A 17,385-nucleotide genomic window follows, 5' to 3' on the forward strand; every position below is an offset into this window, starting at 1 on the left:
GACCCAGAAGAACTGTCACACATCCTTTTCTGAATGACCATTCAGTCAGAATCTGTTGACGTGCAACAAAAATTGGGCGACACCTACAATCACTCGGAGGACAGCTGATCCAGTGGAACAACCAAGCTTGCATCCTTGGATTCGCCTACCCAGCTGAAACACTGACTGACCAAGTCAAAATTAAGCGGATTGTTCTGATGCGTGACGAAGCCAGAAACACCGAAATTCCCGCAAATTGGGACCGACGCGGGCTGCCTGGGTGGTGCTATCATAGCGCTGCTCTGCTTGAACTTGAGAAAAGTGAACTCTTCAAAACTCACTGGCAAATAGCCTGCCACATTTCGGATATTCCAGAACCCGGAAGCTTTCTGTGTTTCGACATGTGCGGCGAACGCGCTCTGATCTTGAAAGCTAACAATTCAGACATCCGAGCGTTTCTAAACGTTTGCCGTCATCGCGGCTCTCGGCTCGTCTCCAAAGAGCAAGGAAAATGCACAAACGCTCTGGTCTGCCCATTTCACGGCTGGGTTTACAATCTTGATGGAACGCTGCGTGGCGCCGCTCGCCCAGAGTCCTTCCCCGATCTAGACAAGCACGAGTTTGGCCTGAAAGAAATCGAAATGGAAATCTGGCAAGGTTTCGTCTTTGTCCGTTTCAAACCCGGCCCCCAGCCATCGGTAGCGGAACTACTGGCACCGATTGAACAGGAAATCTCTGCCTACAAAATGGCTGAACATGTTCCGACGGACGGAATCTGGACTGAGGAGACCCCGGTAAACTGGAAATCGATCCGAGATGTCGACAACGAAGGGTATCACGTCCCGCTCGCGCACCCTGCCCTTCAGGATTTATATGGCTCCACCTATTCAGACGAACCTTATGTCGATGGCGTCTCACGTTCTGATGGAAAATTCACTCCGACGAAGGGCCGCAGGTGGGCAGTTCGCAACTACAAGAAATTCACGAAACCACAGCCTCACTTGCCTGAGCACTTGCACAAAACTTGGCTCTACTACGGTATTTTCCCAAATGCAGTAATAGCTGTCACACCTGAGACAACCCTGTTTTATCAAGAATTTCCCGTCACAACAGAAAAGTCCATTCTTCGAAGCGCAACATACCGAAACCCGAGCGAAGACCGCCAACAAAGAGCGGCGCGGTACCTTGCCGCCAGGATTGATCGAGAAACAGTGGAAGAAGATATTCAGCTGACGATCTGGTCCAACGAAGCCATGGCTTCAGAGGCTTTCGAAGGCTTCTATCTTTCTGATCTGGAGTATGGCGTGCGATCTCATCACGACCATTTGAGGAAAATACTGCCCATCTATAACTCTGAAGTAGCGCCCGGAGAAGATGAAGTTGCCACGCTGAATGACGCGATGTCTGCTGAGCCGAAATCGTGACTAAAGGTATTTTCAAAACGTCGGAAGCAGAAACTCAAAAGCAGTTCCTGACAACGACCATCGGAAAGCCTGGCTCTGGCGCTACAAGATATGCTGCAGCGATGTATTTTTTTAAGAACGGCAAGCTTTCTGCTGAGATGTTGGAAATATACAGAAGTTGCAGCAAGTTTGATGCGGAAGACCCACTTGATCTGGCTAGATACGAGGGCATTTCAATTCCAGAATTGGTTTGCGATCTAAGCTTAAGCACCGACGCATGACTGCTTCCGCGCAAATGATGAAATCCTTGGACAATGCAGATCCTTATTGATTCTCACGATGCTGAGAAAGCAAAAGCCTACTCCGAAAATTGCCTCTCAGGCCACTCTAAGTGTTGGAGCGAAAACATTGAAAGTTCATGACTTTGACGTCGTTGTCGTTGGCGCCGGGGCGGCAGGAATTGCAGCTACTCGTGCTCTCAAAACGGCGGGACTCTCGGTTGTCTGCGTCGAGGCATCCAATCGCGTCGGAGGGCGCACACACACGGATACGGAAATCTTTGGTGTCCCGTTCGACATGGGTGCGCATTGGATGCACACCGAACATGTAAACGCTCTTAAAGCCCCGGGTCTCGCACTTGGTCTTGATCTCTATGCGGCCCCAGACAACGCGACGACATATGGCTTGGAGGATGATGCCGCTCTTTGGGACGAGGTCGATGAAATTCATAACGCGATAAATGAGGCGGCACGCATCGATGCAGAAATTGAGTCAAGCACCGGAATTCCAACGGATCGGTCCCTGGCTGATATTTGGGAAAACAAGGGAACTTGGTCTTTTACGGCAGCGATGACATTTGCCTTGTCGATTGCCAGAGACTTGCCGGACACTTCGCTACGAGACATCAGTGCCTGGGAAGGCGGTGACGACTGGTTTTGCCGTGAAGGCTTTGGACATCTCATTGCACTTACTGCGCAGGGTCTGCCAATCAAACTGGGCACCCCAGTCACAGAAATAAAATCTCTCGCGGATGGCGTACAAATTGCTACGGCTACGGGCAACATCAAAGCTCGTACCGTAGTCGTAACAGCTTCCGTCGGGGTCCTGGCCGAAGACATCATTCGCTTTGATCCCCCGCTCGGATCCGAGCGGCGGGCAGCGCTCGAGCTTATCACAATGGGCGACTACAATCACGCGGGTCTCTTTTTCCGACCCAACGCGTTGCCAGTGCAACCCGATACTTGGCTGACATATCACTTAGAACCCGACGCGTCGGGCGTGGCCCGTGGTGGCGGTTTTCTTTGCAACATCTCAAACACCGGTCTGACCAGCTTTGAAAGCTCCGGAAGCTTTTCCAGAAACTTGCAGGACGCAGGGCCTGAAAGCGCCATAGAGCACGCGCTCGATACTCTGGTTGGCTTCTTTGGTACGTCTATCAGAAAGGACTTCATCAAGGGGCACGCGACCGCCTGGCGGGATGAACCTTATGTGCGTGGTTCTTACGCTGGAGCCAAGCCAGGAGGCCACAACCAACGCGCTGTCTTACGCCAGCCTCATGCTGAGTGGGTGCACTTCGCCGGTGAAGCGACACATCCTAACCAACAATGCTCGGTCAGCGGAGCCCACCTAGAAGGACTAAGGGTCGCGGAAGATGTATTGGCTCAGCTACGCTGAACACCTGGCAATCAATTCATTCCAGCAAGTGGAATAATCTTAGATTATCGAACAAACCTTTCGAGAAAAGTCGCAAAGCTAAACCTCGCTTTTGCATACTCGGCGACCAATTCAGATCAAGCTACCAGTCAGCCGCCCGAACTCACACTCAAGCGTCTGGTCAGCGTTACCCACCCACTTGATCGGGTTGAACAGAAGCGTCAGTTCAGCTTCTGACACATTCAGATCGGGCCTCACAGATACACGGTTCGCCCCCCTGATCCGGCGGAATAATTCCCTGCCCGCACGAGATAATCTCCTGTTCCACCTTTTGGGAAATTTGCAACATAAGTCGCTGAAAAACATACCAATATGACAGAAGGAATGGCAAATTTCAGACCCGCACTATGAAAACTCCTCGCAAAATGCCGGTTATCAGGGAAGTCCAACCCAAAGCAACCCCGCCAGAATGCGGCACTAAGTCTGGGACCGGAATTGTGCTGAAAGCGTACAGTTTACTCCGCCTCTGATTGACACCGCACGCGCCAACGCGCGGGAATTACGACACGATCCCGGATCAGAAAACACAAGTGAAGTGAGACAGGTTTGAGTGGCGGTGCTGTCAGACGAATTCGAACCAGTCTCAGTTTGCCGTGGAAACCCTGAACCTACCCGGAACAAAGTTGACGCCACTCTGCTAGAGCGGCGGAACGTGTCAGCTTGAAGGTGTCTCGGCTGGCCAGCGATCTTTCCTAGTTGAAGTGGTTGTAAACGGAGGAATGGACGGCGACGAGTTTCTGTAAACTATGCATGCGCCCGAAACGTTGCATGGCGCGTTCACTTCGTCGGAAAGGAAGGTGTGAATTCTCGACGCGGTTATTGAGCCACCTGCCCATCTGTTGTTTTTTGGTAGCGCCAAGCTCTCTGAGAGCGGCCCAATACGATTCGAAACGATCCGCGACGACGTTTTCCGCTTTACCGTTTCGCTTCATCAATTTCTTGAGGAATTTCATTGCCGCCTGCTTGTTTCGACGTTTTGTGACAATCGCTTCCAGCACCTCGCCCTCGTGATCAACAGCCTGCCAAAGATAATGCCGCTTGCTATTCACCTTCACTAAAACCTCATCCACGTGCCACTTCCATTTCGAGAATGCGCGCAGTTGCTGGACTCGTTATTTGTCTAATTTCGGAGGCAAACATCGGGCCGAACCTGTTCCACCAATAGCAAACAGTCTCGTGGCTCACCTCAATTCCCCTTTCGAGCAACAAGTCTTCCACGTTTCGAAGCGACAATGGGAACCGAACGTACAGCATGACTGCCAGACGAATGACCTCCGGACTGGTCTAGAAGTACTTGAATGGCGATTGCTTGATCATGCGCGAAGGCTACGAGAGCACCCTGCCCGCCTCAACCCAAGTTCTTCTGACAAGACCGATGCGGACGGCCCAGAGCAGACATTCATCGATATGACGAATTGCTGCGTTCGCATTCCGCCTTGCAGGTATTCGCATTCGATTAACACCTCACTGTGTCGCGTTCACAAGCATCCGAATTGCGTCAGACTATCCGAAGCGCTGGTTCCTGAAACACAGCAAAAAAACATAGCATTTTATCAGAATACTTTTACCATGTGGTCAAATTTGGGGGAGGATGAATGCTCGACATTATCATCAGACAAGCCCAACTGCCGGATGGCCGAGGGCCGTTGGATATTGCGATCAAGGGTGACCGCGTCGCAGAAATAGCCCCCAAGATCGAGGCTGAGGCGGGCGTAGACATTGACGCGGCTGGGCGCTTGGTTTCGCCCCCGTTTACCGACCCGCACTTCCATATGGATGCGACCCTGAGCCTTGGAACGCCTCGCATGAATGTCTCGGGTACACTATTGGAAGGCATCGCGCTTTGGGGTGAGCTGAAGCCCCTGCTGACACCCGAAGCTGTAATTGAGCGTGCAATGCGATATTGCGACCTTGCCGTATCGCAGGGATTACTGGCCATCCGTTCGCATGTGGATGTTTCATCCGCACCTTTGGTTGGCGTTGAAGCGCTGTTGGAGGTCCGCAAGCAGGTCGCACCTTATCTTGATCTGCAACTTGTAGCATTCCCGCAAGATGGCCTTTACCGCGCAGAGAATGCAGAAAAAAACTTGATCCAAGCCCTTGATATGGGTGTCGATGTGGTGGGCGGCATCCCGCATTTCGAACGCACGATGTCGGAAGGTGCCCGGTCGGTCAGGAGATTGGCCGAGATAGCGGCGGACCGTAGTTTGATGCTGGATTTGCATTGCGATGAAAGCGACGATCCGATGTCACGCCACGTGGAAACCTTGGCCTATGAAACCACGCGCCTTGGGCTTAGCGGGCGGGTAACTGCCAGCCACGTTACCGCGATGCATTCGTATGACAATTACTATGCATCGAAGCTCATTCCGCTAATCGCAGAAAGCGGCATGAACGTGGTGCCCAACCCGCTCATCAATATAACGCTGCAAGGTCGCTCAGACACCTATCCGCGCCGTCGGGGGCTGACCCGAGTGCCAGAGCTGCGCGCAGCAGGTGTAAATGTCGCCTTCGGACAGGATTGCACGATGGACCCGTGGTATTCGCTTGGCTCCGCCGACATGTTGGAAGTGGCTCACATGGGCGTGCATGCCGTGCCGATGACATCCCGCGAGGCGATGGAGTGGGCGTTTACTTCCGTTACTCAGAATGGCGCCAAAGCAATGGGCTTGCCCGACTCGACGATCCGCGAAGGCGGCCCTGCCAATATGGTTTTGTTGCAAGCGCGTGATCCGATTGAAGCTGTTCGCATGAAAGCCACACGCCTTGCCGTCATCAAGAACGGAAAGGTGCTGGCACGGACAGAACCACGAATGGCCGCGCTTTCTTTGCCCAGCCGTCCCACGACCCTGGATCCCGCAGATTACGCGCCCAGGCCAAATACTAAGGAAGCCCAATAACAAGAAGAATTGCCACCAACAGAAGAGGATTTACCAATGAAACTCACCACAACCCGCCGTCAGCTGATGGTCGGCGCTGCGGCCACTCTGGCCCTGCCGGCTTATGTCCGTCACGTGAATGCACAATCTGCGACCCGCGTCGCCGGAGTGCACATGTCTCCCGTTGAAAATGCATGGAACAGCCGCATTCACTTGGCGATGCAGGAAGCCGCTGACGCCGGCCTGATAGAGTATGAGTTTTCAGAAGGAGTAGCTCCGACCGACTATCCCCGCGCGATGCGCGAATATGCCGAAGGAGGTGCGCAAATCATCTGGGGTGAATCTTACGCTGTGGAACGTGAAGCACGCGAAGTGGCGGGTGACTACCCCGACACCGCGTTTCTGATGGGGTCTTCCGGTGGGCCAGAAGGTGACAATTTCGGTGTCTTTGGCACACGCAACCACGAGGCAGCCTATCTGGCCGGTATGCTCGCGGGTCTAATGTCTGAAAGCAATGTCTATGGCTCGGTCGGTGGTTATCCGATCCCCGAGGTGAACCTGTTGATCAATGCTTTCCGCATGGGTGTAAGCGAAGTGAACCCAGACGCCACCTTCGTCAACGGCTTTATCGGTGCATGGTTCGATCCGGCGCGCGCGCAGGAAGCTGCGATTGCCCAGATCGATGCGGGCGCGGACATACTGTTTGGTGAGCGTATTGGCACTGCGGATGCGGCCCAAGCGCGAGGTGTGAAGGCCATCGGTTCGCTTATCGATTATACGCCGCGATACCCGGGCACGGTCTTTGCCAATGCGATCTGGAATTATGGCCCAACCATCCAGGCCATCGTGGCGGATGTTCAGGAGGGTAATCCAACGGGGCGCAACTACACGGAATATTCCTTTATGGCCCATGGCGGCAATGAACTGATCTATGTCGCCGATGAAGTGCCCGCCGACGCCATCCCGGGAATGGAGGCCAAACAGGCCGCGATTCAATCCGGTGAATGGGACGTTCCGATTGATGAAAGCGAGCCCACCTGAACCCGAGGGCTTTGACGTGACCGATGCCACAGCTCTTGCAGCTGCGATCACTGCAGGGCAGATATCTGCCTGCGAAGCGATGGAATCCAGCCTTGCCGCCTGCCACGCGCGGGCGGATTTGGGGGCCGTGGTATATCTGGACGAAGATATGGCCCGCGCTGGGGCAGAGGCGGCAGACGCTTTGCCACCAGACCAGCGCGGGCCATTTCATGGGGTTCCGTTTTTGCTGAAAGACCTCGGCGGTTTCGCAAAAGGGCTGCCTGCGGCGGCAGGATCCGCGGCAATCCGTGCGCGGTGTCGTAAACCTGAAAGTGACAGCCACCTGCTGCAACGTCTTCGCCGAACCGGCCTGATCCCTTTCGGCTTGACCGCAACACCCCCGTTTGGCCTTTCCCTAACATGCGAACCCGATGGCTTGGCGGCGACCCACAATCCATGGAACCCCGCGCTGACACCCGGTGGTTCATCCGGTGGCGCCGCAACCGCGGTTGCAGCTGGTATTGTTGCAATTGCTCATGCCACGGATGCAGCCGGGTCCATCAGGGTTCCCGCTGCGTGTTGCGGCTTAACCGGGCTCAAGCCTTCTCGTGGCGCGGTACCCGGAGGCCCTGATTTTGTCAATCACCTGATGGGCATAGCGTCTGAGCTGGTCCTTGCGCGGTCGGTCCGCGATGTGAAGACCGCCTTTGACGCGGTCGCCGAGCCCAAGGCCCCGGTACATCTGCCAGAACGCCCCCGCGTCGCATTGGCATTGCCGGAGCGTTGCGGTGCTGACCAGTGCAAGGCCGCGAAAAATGCTGCCGACGCGCTGCGCGATGCAGGCTGTGAGGTGTGCGATATTCGTGCCCCCGACCAATTGGGGGATGAGGCTCACGCAATCGCCCGAACCATACTAGCTGTTTCCTTGGCCGAGTGGCTGACTACGCTCAGGATAACTGATGATAAAATTCCACCACTTGCCGCGACCATGGCTGCCGAGGGCCGAGCGACACCGGCTACCGCGCTTTTTGCGGCCTCACGACAGCTAGCGCGTCTGACAAATCGATCTCGCAAGCTTTTCAAGTCTGCCGATGCTGTCCTGATGCCGATCCTCTCGTCTGCACCGCCCGTTGTAGGCGCTTTGAATCTGTCCGGCCCCTCCCCAGACGATCACATGGCGCGGCTCGAGGCTTTTGCCCCGAACGCTGCACTTGCAAATGTAGCGGGCTTGCCAGCTTTGGCGCTGCCTTTTGGCATGGCAAATGGTCTTCCAATCGGCGTTCAGCTGATTGGTTCCCCCGGCTCGGATTTTGCGCTGCTGAAACTTGGCGCACTTATCGAAGCCCGCGCGCCCGCAATCCCTTTTCCGCACCCAATCGCAGGCCTACCCGCATGACCAACGTTCTGGAACTAAACGGCATTACCAAGCATTTCGGAACGCTAACCGCAAATGACGATGTGACCCTTACACTAGAAGAAGGGGAAATTCTTGCTCTGTTGGGCGAAAATGGTGCGGGTAAGACGACGCTGATGAATATTCTGTTCGGCCACTACGCAGCCGATAAAGGCTCTGTCAGGGTGTTTGGCAAAGAGCTGCCCCCGGGTCTGCCACGCGCGGCGATCGAGGTGGGTGTGGGAATGGTGCACCAGCACTTCACGCTTGCGGGCAACCTCACGGTTCTTGAAAACGTAATGCTTGGTTCCGAACCGTTGACGCGCACGCGTTCTGCTCGTGGCGAGGCGCGCAAGAAATTGTTACAGATCTCAGAGCGGTTCGGCCTGCCTGTAAATCCAGAGGCCAAGGTTCGGTCGCTTTCCGTTGGTGAACGTCAACGGGTCGAGATTCTGAAAGCACTCTATCGCGACGCGCGTATTTTGATTTTGGATGAACCTACTGCCGTTCTGGCCCGGCCCGAGGCGATGCGCCTGTTCGAGACGCTGCGCGATATGACGAAAGAGGGCCTCTCGCTCATCTTCATCAGCCACAAGCTGCATGAGGTCATGGCAGCCTCTGACCGTGTGGCGGTGCTTCGTGGCGGCAAGATGGTTGCAGAACGCAAAACACCTGAAACCACACCTGAAGAGTTGGCGGAACTGATGGTTGGCCGCAAGGTGGAGCGTCCCGTACGTCAAGACCATGAGATTGGAGCGCCAATCCTGATCGCAAACGATGTGAGCGTGGAAGAAGACGGTGAGTTGCGGCTGGATGATGTGTCTTTCGCCGTCCATGCCGGTGAAATCCTTGGCATCGTTGGCGTTTCAGGCAATGGTCAGTCCTCCCTCGGAGAGCTGCTGTCAGGATTGGCACACCCGAGTGCGGGTCAGTTAACACTCTTGAACGAAGATATCGGCCATCTGGGTCCGCGCGGCATGATCCGCGCGGGCGCAGGCAGGGTGCCTGAAGACCGTCATGCAGAAGGCGTTGTGGGCGAATTGAGTTTGTGGGAAAACGCGGTGCTTGAGCGCTTGCGAACACCGGAATTTTCCCACCGCGGCTTTGTTCGACAACGCGTCGCCCGAAAATACACTGCGGGACTGATTGAACGTTTTGATATCCGCGGCGCCAGCCCCGACACGCGAACAAGGCTGCTGTCCGGCGGCAATATGCAAAAGCTGATCCTTGGCCGGGTTCTGACCAATGGGCCGCGTTTTGTGCTCGCAAACCAGCCGACGCGTGGTCTTGATGAAGGGGCAATTGCTTCGGTTCATGCCGAGCTTTTGGCAGCACGGGCCGAAGGTGCCGCGATCCTGCTCATCTCGGAAGAATTGGAAGAAGCTGTGGCCCTGTCAGACCGAATACAGGCCATCGTAAAAGGCCGCTTGTCAGAACCGATAACGGCTGATGAAGCCGACCCACAACGCCTTGGCCTGATGATGGCAGGTGTCTGGAAGGAAAATGATGATGCGGCTTGAACGACGCTCACATGTGCCGCTGCACCTTGCGATCATTGCGCCACTGGCCGCGATCTTTACTGCATTGCTTTTGGCCGCAGGTCTCATCGCTGCTGCTGACGTAAATCCGCTAACGGCCTATGGCGAAATGGTAAATGGCGCATTCGGCTCGCGCCTTTCTATCGCCGAGATGTTGACCCGCGCCACTCCGCTTATCTTTACGGGGCTTGCCGCAGCTGTCGCCTTCCGAGCGCGGCTTTGGAACATCGGGGGCGAGGGACAGTTTTTTGTTGGGGCGCTGATCACCGCTTGGATCGGTCATTCACTCGGGGTTCCAGGGTGGATCGGAGTTCCGATCTTGATGTTGGCAGGCATGGCGGCGGGCGCGGCTCTGTTGGCAGGGCCTGCCTTTTTACGCTTGCGTTTCGGCGTAGATGAGGTGGTGACAACCCTGCTGCTCAACTTCATCGTGATCCTTTTCGTTGGCCTCATGATTGAGGGTCCCATGCGCGATCCGCTGGCCTTTGGGTGGCCCTCTTCGGTGCCAGTAAACGGGGATTACCGCCTTCCGGATCTGATCCCCCGTACACGTCTTCATATCGGGCTGCTTGTTGCTATCGCTGCAGCAGGTGCTGTTTGGCTGATCCTTGCGCGTACTGTATTTGGTGCTGAAACACGCGCCGCAGGCTTAAATGCCAATGCCGCGGCCTTTGCCGGAATTTCTCTGCCCCAAACGATCATGGGTGTGGCCCTGCTTTCGGGCGCGCTGGCAGGGCTTGCCGGGTCTGTCGAAGTCATGGGGGTCACTGCGGGGGTCACCACCACTATGAGCCCCGGATTTGGTTATGCAGGCATTGTCGTCGCTATGCTCGCCGCTTTGCATCCGGCCGGAGTGGTCGCTGCCGCTGTTTTCGTCGCCACCGTCTTTGTCGGGGCCGACGCTATGAGCCGTGCGACAGGTGTTCCCAGTTTCATTGCCGATGTGATTGTGGCGCTGTGCCTGCTCACTATGATCGTGGCCCTTCTTTTCACAACCTACCGGGTGCGCCGATGAGTGATGCAATTGATCTGCTGCTGAATACCAGTCTTTGGGCTTCCGTGCTGCGTATTGCGACACCGCTCATATTTGGTGTTCTTGGTGCGTTGCTTTGCGAACGTTCGGGCGTGCTCAATCTGGGAATCGAGGGGATCATGACCATGGGGGCGATGAGCGGTTGGCTTGTCGTTTACATGGGCGCACCATTGCTTGTAGGCCTCATTTTTGCAGCGCTTTGCGGCGCGGTGATGGGATTGCTTCATGCCATGCTGACAGTTCCACTTGGGCTTTCGCAACACGTCTCAGGGCTGGGCATAACGCTGTTTGCATCCGCTTTGGCCTATTACCTGTACAGGTTGCTTGTTGAGGTGGGAGATCTGCCCCCTACGATCGAGGCTTTTAAGCCACTCGATATTCCGGTCCTATCAGATGTTCCCGTTTTGGGACCGATCCTGTTTTCCCAAGCTTTGCCGACCTATCTGGCGCTAACTGCGGTGGCTGTGATGGCCTATGTTCTTGCCCGCACGCCGTTGGGGTTGGCCATTCGTATGACCGGTGAGAACCCTCATGCGGTTGAGGCGCAAGGGCTGAACCCGATCCGTATCCGTATCGGCGCGGTCGTTGTCGGGTCGGCTTTGATGGCGGTGGGCGGGGCCTTCCTGACCACAACGGCGTTCAACAGCTTTTTCCCGGGCATGGTGCAGGGGCGCGGTTGGATCTGCATTGCATTGGTAGTCTTCGCTGGCTGGCGACCCGGCAAGGCTCTGATTGGCGCGATGTTGTTCGCTTTCTTCGATGCATACCAACTGCGATTGCAGACAACGGTTGAGGGTGTGCCATATCAGTTGTTCCTTATGGCGCCGTATGTACTTTCGATCGCTGCGCTTGTCCTTGTCGCCCGCAGAGCCGAAGTACCCGCAGCGTTGATGGCACCCTACCGACGCGGTGAACGTTAGTGGCATATGTTCAACATACTGGCCTGGAAACGACAAAATCTTAAGAATAAACATCTACTCGACCAGGCAATGAAGTGCTGGGCACGAGGCCTTAATCACAATCCGGAAGACTCTGCACGTTGCTGCTACAATCATATCGCTGGCAGGCTCGGCGTGTTAGTGAAAGTGCGCCTTGTTGCGCTCGATGTGCTGCTCATCCGCGATGAAGCTGTGATAGCAGGTTCGCGCTATCGTGCGTTTCTCGAAGACCTCGGGATCGAGCCACCGTCTGTGTCGCCGGGCAAATCTCCGGCAAAACTCTGCCTCGACTGGACGGAGCAGAGGTAGCACATTTCCGGGCCGTTTGCTACGGCCCTCATGGAAAGGTTACTGAAAGCACACTGGCTTCAGCGTCGGACTGGCAGTCGTGCCCTAACTATCACCGATAACGGGCTTGATGCGCTGGAACGCTGGTTTGGTCAGGGCAAACAAACCATTGATGGAGACACTTAGGTCTGACGGTTCGGTCGATAACGAACCGTCTTTTCACACAATCAGTTTCTGTCTATGCCTGTTGCTACCAATCGTGGAGTTGCTTTAGCTCTGAGATTAATTTTCCTAAACACTCGAGTCCCGCATTCGCCAATTCTGATGGTAATCCCGGCGCGATCTCCATCTCCGACAGGCCAGCCGGTACCGAGAACCGTGTCCCCTTCTCTTCGCTGACTATGTCAGCCAACCGAATTTCAGCCGGCCGCGAGACAAACGTGGCACTCCCAGAATCCGTAATTTGTTCGATTTTTCCGTCGGAAATTGACACATTAATTGTTCCATCAACAACCTTCCCGCCGTTAATAAAATTGTCTTCAAACGTAATGTTGCGGGAGTCGCCATCCATAACAATGTTAATTCCCTCATGCTCCAGAGACACGCTGGCATCACGATAATCAGCAGATGGCACGAGGGAATGTTCCGCTGAGTTCCTTGCTTCTCTAAGATAAACCAAACCTTCATCGTCTTTTGTTGAAAGGTTTTTCACACAGTTGGCCCATCCTTTTGAAGCACTATTTTTCATGCCCAGGTTGATAGCTCGACCGATGGTCTTCCCAAAATTTGATAGACAACTCTCCCAAGCGCGCCTCAATTCTTGACTTGTGGAAGCGTTTTGCATCAGTTCGTTTGCTTGGCGTGTCTCATCAAAATAATGCTCAATTTCAACAATATGCTGTTTACTCAAAACTGACTCCTAACTCTCGCAAAGCCCAGCGAGACTATCAGTTTTTTCGAGGAAATCGCGCGAGTATTTCTTTTATGTCCCGGTCTATGGATGCCAAAACGCTGTTGATTTGAGGGTGCTGTCAGACAAATTCGAACCAGTCTCAGTTAGGCCAGTGAGGCTGTCCTTTAGGCAGCACAAAGATCGCGCCACTCGGCAAGAGCGGCGGAGCGTGTCAGCTTGAAAGTGTTTCGGCTGGTGAGAGATCTTTCCTGGTTGAAGTGGTTGTAGACGGAGGACTTAACGGCGGCGAATTTCTGCAAACTTCGCACGCGCTTGAAACGCTGCATCGCGCGTTCTCTTCGTCGGAACGACAAGTGTGAATTCTCAACCCGATTGTTAAGCCACCTGCCCGTTTTAACTTCTCCGTCGCACCGAGCTCTCGGAGCGTAGCCCGATATGATGCGAAGCGGTCAGTGACGACTTCATCTGCGCTGCCATGCCGCTTCATCAATTTCTTAAGGAATTTCAATGCTGCTTGTTTATTTCGACGCTTGGTGACAACGGCTTCGAGAGCCTCGCCTTCAGGATCAACGGCGCGCCACAGATAATGGCGCTTGCCATTGATCTTCACAAAGACCTCGTCCATATGCCATTTCCACTTTTAGTATGCCCGCAATTGCTGCACTCGTTTTCGTTTAATTTCTGACGCGAACATTGGGCCGAAACGGTTCCACCAGTAGCGGACAGTTTCATGGCTTACTTCGATCCCGCGCTCATGCAGAAGGTCTTCCACATTTCGAAGGGACAATGGAAACCGGACGTACAGCATTACGGCCAGACGAATGATCTCCGGGCTGGTTTTGAAGTACTTGAAGGAGGCAGGTTTGGTAATTCGCAAACGTTACGCAACCGACCTGCCCCACTCAAGCAAAGTTAATCTGACAAGACCATACGGTCTGCTCCGTCTCTGATTGAGAGCTCAAGTGCCAACTCGCGGAAATCGCGGCACGATTCCGGATCAGAAAACACAACTGAAGTGAGATAGGTTTGAGTGGCGGGGAGACAGGGATTCGAACCCTGGGGACGCTCTCACGCCCAACGGTTTTCAAGACCGCCGCATTCGACCACTCTGCCACCTCCCCGACGCAGGCAGGGTCTAAGGCCAACTCTGTCCGGTGGCAAGCCTAAAGAGGGAAATCTTGCCGAGGAAAAAGCAGCGGGCTTTCCATAGCCAAACGCCCACGTTATGATCCGGTCAAAGACCGTAAGAGGCCGGTTGCAGAACCTGCCGATCGGCGGCTGGGCAGGAAAAATGGCCCGTATCAGGCAAGGGATGACAAAATGAAGCGAGCGACAGAGACACGCATGGGGTCGTTCAGGCTGTCAGTAGCGGCAGTGGCAATTCTTGCATTGGCAGGTTGTGAGGAAGGGGCAGGTTCCGCCTTCGGCACGTCCAAGGGAACAGAGACCCCGACATCTCAGCCTAATGCAAAAAAGTCCGCAGATCGCGATGTCGAGGCACCCGAAGTTTTTGAACTGACCGAGGCGGGTCTTTGGGATGGTCGCCCGTCATTGGGCGGCATTTGGGTTGCTCATCCGGATGTAACCGACCCCGAGCGGGTTACCATCCGGAACACATCCAACGGCAAATCCACTGTCGGGGCACTGTTCCGGCGCGAACGCGACCTGCCCGGTCCACGATTGCAGGTGTCTTCGGGGGCCGCAGAAAAGCTGGGAATGCTGGCGGGCGCACCTACCAGCATCCACGTTGTAGCGCTGCGTCGGGAAACTGTAGAAGAAACACCTGAACCGGCCAAGGAAACACCATCCACCGAGGAAGCAGCTGATACAGATACGGTCACTGAAGCTTCGGCCTCCGCTGGGGCGAACGAGCCGAATGCAGAAGAATCTGAAGTAGAAAAACCAGCCAAACGGAAGTGGTGGCAGAAGAAAGAGCCGGACAGTGCCGTTGTGGCGGGTACAGCTGTGGCTGCAACGGCAGCAGCCAACGCGGCAACTGCGGAGGCCGACGAGCCTGCAAAGACGGTCATTGAAGCAGCGGACGCTCCCTTGGAACCGGCATCAGCTACAGAGCAACCGGTGAAAAAGAAAAAGTGGTGGCAAAAAGATACCAAGGGCGAGATAACCGAAACAAAGCTTGACCCCATTGCCGGTGCGGCAGCCGCGATCGAAGCCTCGGACCCATCTGTTCAGCCCACTGAAACAGCGGCTAGTACATCTGCAAGCGCATCAAAAACGTCGTCTTTGTCCAAACCGTATGTTCAGGTCGGCACATTCAACGTCGAGGCCAACGCGAACGCGGCTGCGGACAAGGTACGCAAAGCAGGCCTGCCGGCCGAGGTCCTTCAGCTGTCCAACGACGACAAGACAATCTGGCGCGTGCTTGCTGGCCCGGCTCAGAACCGGGCGGAGCGCAACGAGATTCGTGCCAAAATGGCAGAAATCGGGTTTGCCGACGCCTATGTTGTGAAGAACTAAGAAGGAGGTCTCAAATGCTGTCCTCGCTGCGAAAAACTGCTCTGGCCGCCGGCTTTGCGCTTCTCGCGCTTCCCGTTCAGGCCTTCGATACATCTGCCCGGGCGGCTTATGTTTTGGATCAGACAACCGGCACGGTTTTACTGTCAAAGGATGCGGATCAGCCGCTACCGCCGGCGTCGATGTCCAAGTTGATGACGTTGTACGTGGCGTTCGAAGCGTTGCGCGACGGGCGCCTGACATTGGACGAAAGGCTACCAGTTTCCGAACACGCAATGAGTTATGGCGGCTCAACCATGTTCCTGAACACTCAAGACCGGGTTCGTGTCGAGGATCTGCTACGCGGCATCATTGTTCTGTCAGGCAATGACGCGTGCGTCGTGATCGCCGAAGCGCTGAGCCCCGACGGCACCGAAGCCGGTTTTGCCCGCTACATGACGCAACGTGCACAGCAGATGGGGATGAACAACTCCAACTTCGCGAATTCCAATGGCTGGCCTGCCGCTGGTCACATGATGTCCGTTCACGATCTGGCCATACTGGCGGACCACCTGATTGCCGATTTTCCCGAATACTATCCGCTCTTTGCCGAAGAGGAGTTCGCGTTTGATGGCCGTGCGCCCTCCAATGCCCGCAACCGGAACCCGTTGCTAAAGCTGGATATTGGCGCGGACGGGCTAAAAACCGGCCACACCAACGAAGCCGGATATGGGTTGGTCGGATCGGCCAAGCAAGGCGACCGCAGGGTTATTTTTGTTTTGTCAGGATTGGACAGCACCGCCCGCCGCGCAGAGGAGGCTGAGGCCGTGGTTAACTGGTCGTTTCGAAATTTTGTCGAGAAGACCGTCGCAACCGAAGAAACCCCAATTGCCCAAGCGGAAATCTGGATGGGTGCCCAACAATCGGTAGGCTTGGTGCCGGAACAGGATTTGAACCTTTTGTTTCCGGTCCTTGGCGCCAAAGACATAGAAGCCGAGGTGGTCTATCAGGGGCCGATTAACGCCCCGGTAACCAGAGGCCAGCAGCTGGCGGAACTGGTAATCAAACCCGAAGGATTGCCTGAAATCCGTCGTCCGCTGGTTGCGGCTGAAGATGTCGCACTTGGCGGATTTGTCGTAAGAATGATGACTGTTGCGGGTATTGTGCTGAAAGACGTAATCAACCGCCCGCTGGAGGCCATGTGACAAAGCCCGGACTGTTTCTGACGTTCGAAGGCATCGACGGTTCAGGAAAATCAACGCAGGCGCGGCGTTTGGCCGATCATTTGCGATCCCTCGGTCGAGACGTGATCCTGACCCGAGAGCCCGGAGGCTCTCCGGGCGCCGAGGAGATACGGCGTCTTGTGCTCGAAGGCGATCCTGACCGCTGGTCGGCCGAGACCGAGCTGTTGCTGTTCACCGCGGCCCGCCGCGACCATCTGGAACGGACGATCGAACCTGCATTGGCTGAGGGAAAAGTGGTGATCTGTGATCGGTTTGCCGACAGCACCCGCATGTATCAGGGGCTTTCACGTGGAGATTTGCGGGGTGTGGTCGATCAGTTGCATTCCCTGATGATCGGGCGGGAACCGGATTTGACGCTGCTCATCGACATGGACCCAGATACCGGCCTTTCACGTGCGAAGGGGCGGCAAGGGGCCGAAGAACGGTTCGAGGATTTCGGCCCGGACCTGCAGCGTCAGATGCGCGCCGGTTTCCTGTCGCTGGCCCAGGAGTTTTCTGATCGGTTCAGGGTCGTTGATGGCAACCGTAACATGGACAGCGTTGCCGCTGATGTGACAGATATCGTGATGCAGGAATTGCGATAGACACGG

At 55.3% G+C, this 17,385-nt stretch carries 14 protein-coding genes, 1 tRNA gene and 2 pseudogenes; 13 read left to right on the forward strand and 4 right to left on the reverse strand.

What is annotated here, in order from left to right; translation table 11 throughout:
• Positions 1-197 precede the first annotated feature (197 nt).
• Genes ACR0D6_RS01735 through ACR0D6_RS01745 form a run of 3 tightly spaced genes read left to right on the forward strand, consistent with a single transcriptional unit; the run spans position 198 to position 3,056 of the window.
• Positions 198-1,403: an aromatic ring-hydroxylating oxygenase subunit alpha gene (locus tag ACR0D6_RS01735; RefSeq protein ID WP_480764244.1), complete on the forward strand. Its 1,206-nt coding sequence runs from the start codon at positions 198-200 to the stop codon at positions 1,401-1,403.
• Positions 1,400-1,663 carry a hypothetical protein gene (locus ACR0D6_RS01740; RefSeq protein ID WP_480764245.1) on the forward strand — a complete coding sequence of 88 codons (264 nt, stop codon included), beginning with the start codon at positions 1,400-1,402 and terminating at the stop codon, positions 1,661-1,663. The genes ACR0D6_RS01735 and ACR0D6_RS01740 overlap by 4 nt, the downstream gene beginning before the upstream one ends.
• A gap of 58 nt (positions 1,664-1,721) precedes the next feature.
• Positions 1,722-3,056 carry a flavin monoamine oxidase family protein gene (locus ACR0D6_RS01745; RefSeq protein ID WP_480764246.1) on the forward strand — a complete coding sequence of 445 codons (1,335 nt, stop codon included), beginning with the start codon at positions 1,722-1,724 and terminating at the stop codon, positions 3,054-3,056.
• 647 nt (positions 3,057-3,703) lie between these two features.
• Here ACR0D6_RS01745 and ACR0D6_RS01750 read toward each other — a convergent pair.
• Positions 3,704-4,364 (reverse strand): annotated as a pseudogene (locus ACR0D6_RS01750) (IS6 family transposase).
• A gap of 326 nt (positions 4,365-4,690) precedes the next feature.
• Here ACR0D6_RS01750 and ACR0D6_RS01755 point away from each other — a divergent pair.
• The 7 genes from ACR0D6_RS01755 to ACR0D6_RS01785 are packed head-to-tail and all read left to right on the forward strand — an operon-like array spanning position 4,691 to position 12,205.
• Positions 4,691-5,995: an amidohydrolase family protein gene (locus tag ACR0D6_RS01755; protein WP_480764247.1), complete on the forward strand. Its 1,305-nt coding sequence runs from the start codon at positions 4,691-4,693 to the stop codon at positions 5,993-5,995.
• A 36-nt stretch (positions 5,996-6,031) separates the two neighbouring features.
• Positions 6,032-7,015, forward strand: coding sequence for a BMP family protein (locus ACR0D6_RS01760; protein ID WP_480764248.1), 984 nt, complete (start codon positions 6,032-6,034; stop codon positions 7,013-7,015).
• Positions 6,996-8,390 carry an amidase gene (locus ACR0D6_RS01765; RefSeq protein WP_480764249.1) on the forward strand — a complete coding sequence of 465 codons (1,395 nt, stop codon included), beginning with the start codon at positions 6,996-6,998 and terminating at the stop codon, positions 8,388-8,390. Before ACR0D6_RS01760 ends, ACR0D6_RS01765 begins: the two co-directional genes overlap by 20 nt.
• Positions 8,387-9,907 (forward strand): ABC transporter ATP-binding protein, encoded by a 1,521-nt coding sequence (locus ACR0D6_RS01770; protein WP_480764250.1) that lies wholly within the window; start codon positions 8,387-8,389, stop codon positions 9,905-9,907. The genes ACR0D6_RS01765 and ACR0D6_RS01770 overlap by 4 nt, the downstream gene beginning before the upstream one ends.
• Positions 9,897-10,940 (forward strand): ABC transporter permease, encoded by a 1,044-nt coding sequence (locus ACR0D6_RS01775; RefSeq protein WP_480764251.1) that lies wholly within the window; start codon positions 9,897-9,899, stop codon positions 10,938-10,940. Before ACR0D6_RS01770 ends, ACR0D6_RS01775 begins: the two co-directional genes overlap by 11 nt.
• Positions 10,937-11,878 carry an ABC transporter permease gene (locus ACR0D6_RS01780; RefSeq protein WP_480764252.1) on the forward strand — a complete coding sequence of 314 codons (942 nt, stop codon included), beginning with the start codon at positions 10,937-10,939 and terminating at the stop codon, positions 11,876-11,878. Before ACR0D6_RS01775 ends, ACR0D6_RS01780 begins: the two co-directional genes overlap by 4 nt.
• A gap of 6 nt (positions 11,879-11,884) precedes the next feature.
• Positions 11,885-12,205: a hypothetical protein gene (locus ACR0D6_RS01785; RefSeq protein ID WP_480764253.1), complete on the forward strand. Its 321-nt coding sequence runs from the start codon at positions 11,885-11,887 to the stop codon at positions 12,203-12,205.
• Positions 12,206-12,434: 229 nt separating this feature from the next.
• On the opposite strand, the gene ACR0D6_RS01790 is transcribed toward ACR0D6_RS01785, so the two are convergent.
• The 3 genes and pseudogenes from ACR0D6_RS01790 to ACR0D6_RS01800 all read right to left on the reverse strand — a co-directional run bounded on the left by ACR0D6_RS01790 (position 12,435) and on the right by ACR0D6_RS01800 (position 14,218).
• Positions 12,435-13,094, reverse strand: a complete 660-nt coding sequence (locus tag ACR0D6_RS01790) for a hypothetical protein (RefSeq protein ID WP_480764254.1) — start codon at positions 13,092-13,094, stop codon at positions 12,435-12,437.
• A 167-nt stretch (positions 13,095-13,261) separates the two neighbouring features.
• Positions 13,262-13,968, reverse strand: a pseudogene (locus ACR0D6_RS01795) (IS6 family transposase).
• A 160-nt stretch (positions 13,969-14,128) separates the two neighbouring features.
• Positions 14,129-14,218: transfer RNA gene (locus ACR0D6_RS01800), tRNA-Ser, on the reverse strand.
• A gap of 199 nt (positions 14,219-14,417) precedes the next feature.
• Between ACR0D6_RS01800 and ACR0D6_RS01805 the strand changes: the two genes are divergently transcribed.
• Genes ACR0D6_RS01805 through tmk form a run of 3 tightly spaced genes read left to right on the forward strand, consistent with a single transcriptional unit; the run spans position 14,418 to position 17,379 of the window.
• Positions 14,418-15,575, forward strand: a complete 1,158-nt coding sequence (locus ACR0D6_RS01805) for an SPOR domain-containing protein (protein WP_480764255.1) — start codon at positions 14,418-14,420, stop codon at positions 15,573-15,575.
• Between the two features lie 14 nt (positions 15,576-15,589).
• Positions 15,590-16,756 (forward strand): D-alanyl-D-alanine carboxypeptidase family protein, encoded by a 1,167-nt coding sequence (locus ACR0D6_RS01810; protein ID WP_480764256.1) that lies wholly within the window; start codon positions 15,590-15,592, stop codon positions 16,754-16,756.
• Entirely contained in the window at positions 16,753-17,379 is a 627-nt protein-coding gene (gene tmk / locus ACR0D6_RS01815) for a dTMP kinase (protein ID WP_480764257.1), read from the forward strand. The genes ACR0D6_RS01810 and tmk overlap by 4 nt, the downstream gene beginning before the upstream one ends.
• Positions 17,380-17,385 lie beyond the last annotated feature (6 nt).

This window comes from Ruegeria sp. BJ6, from assembly GCF_056537885.1.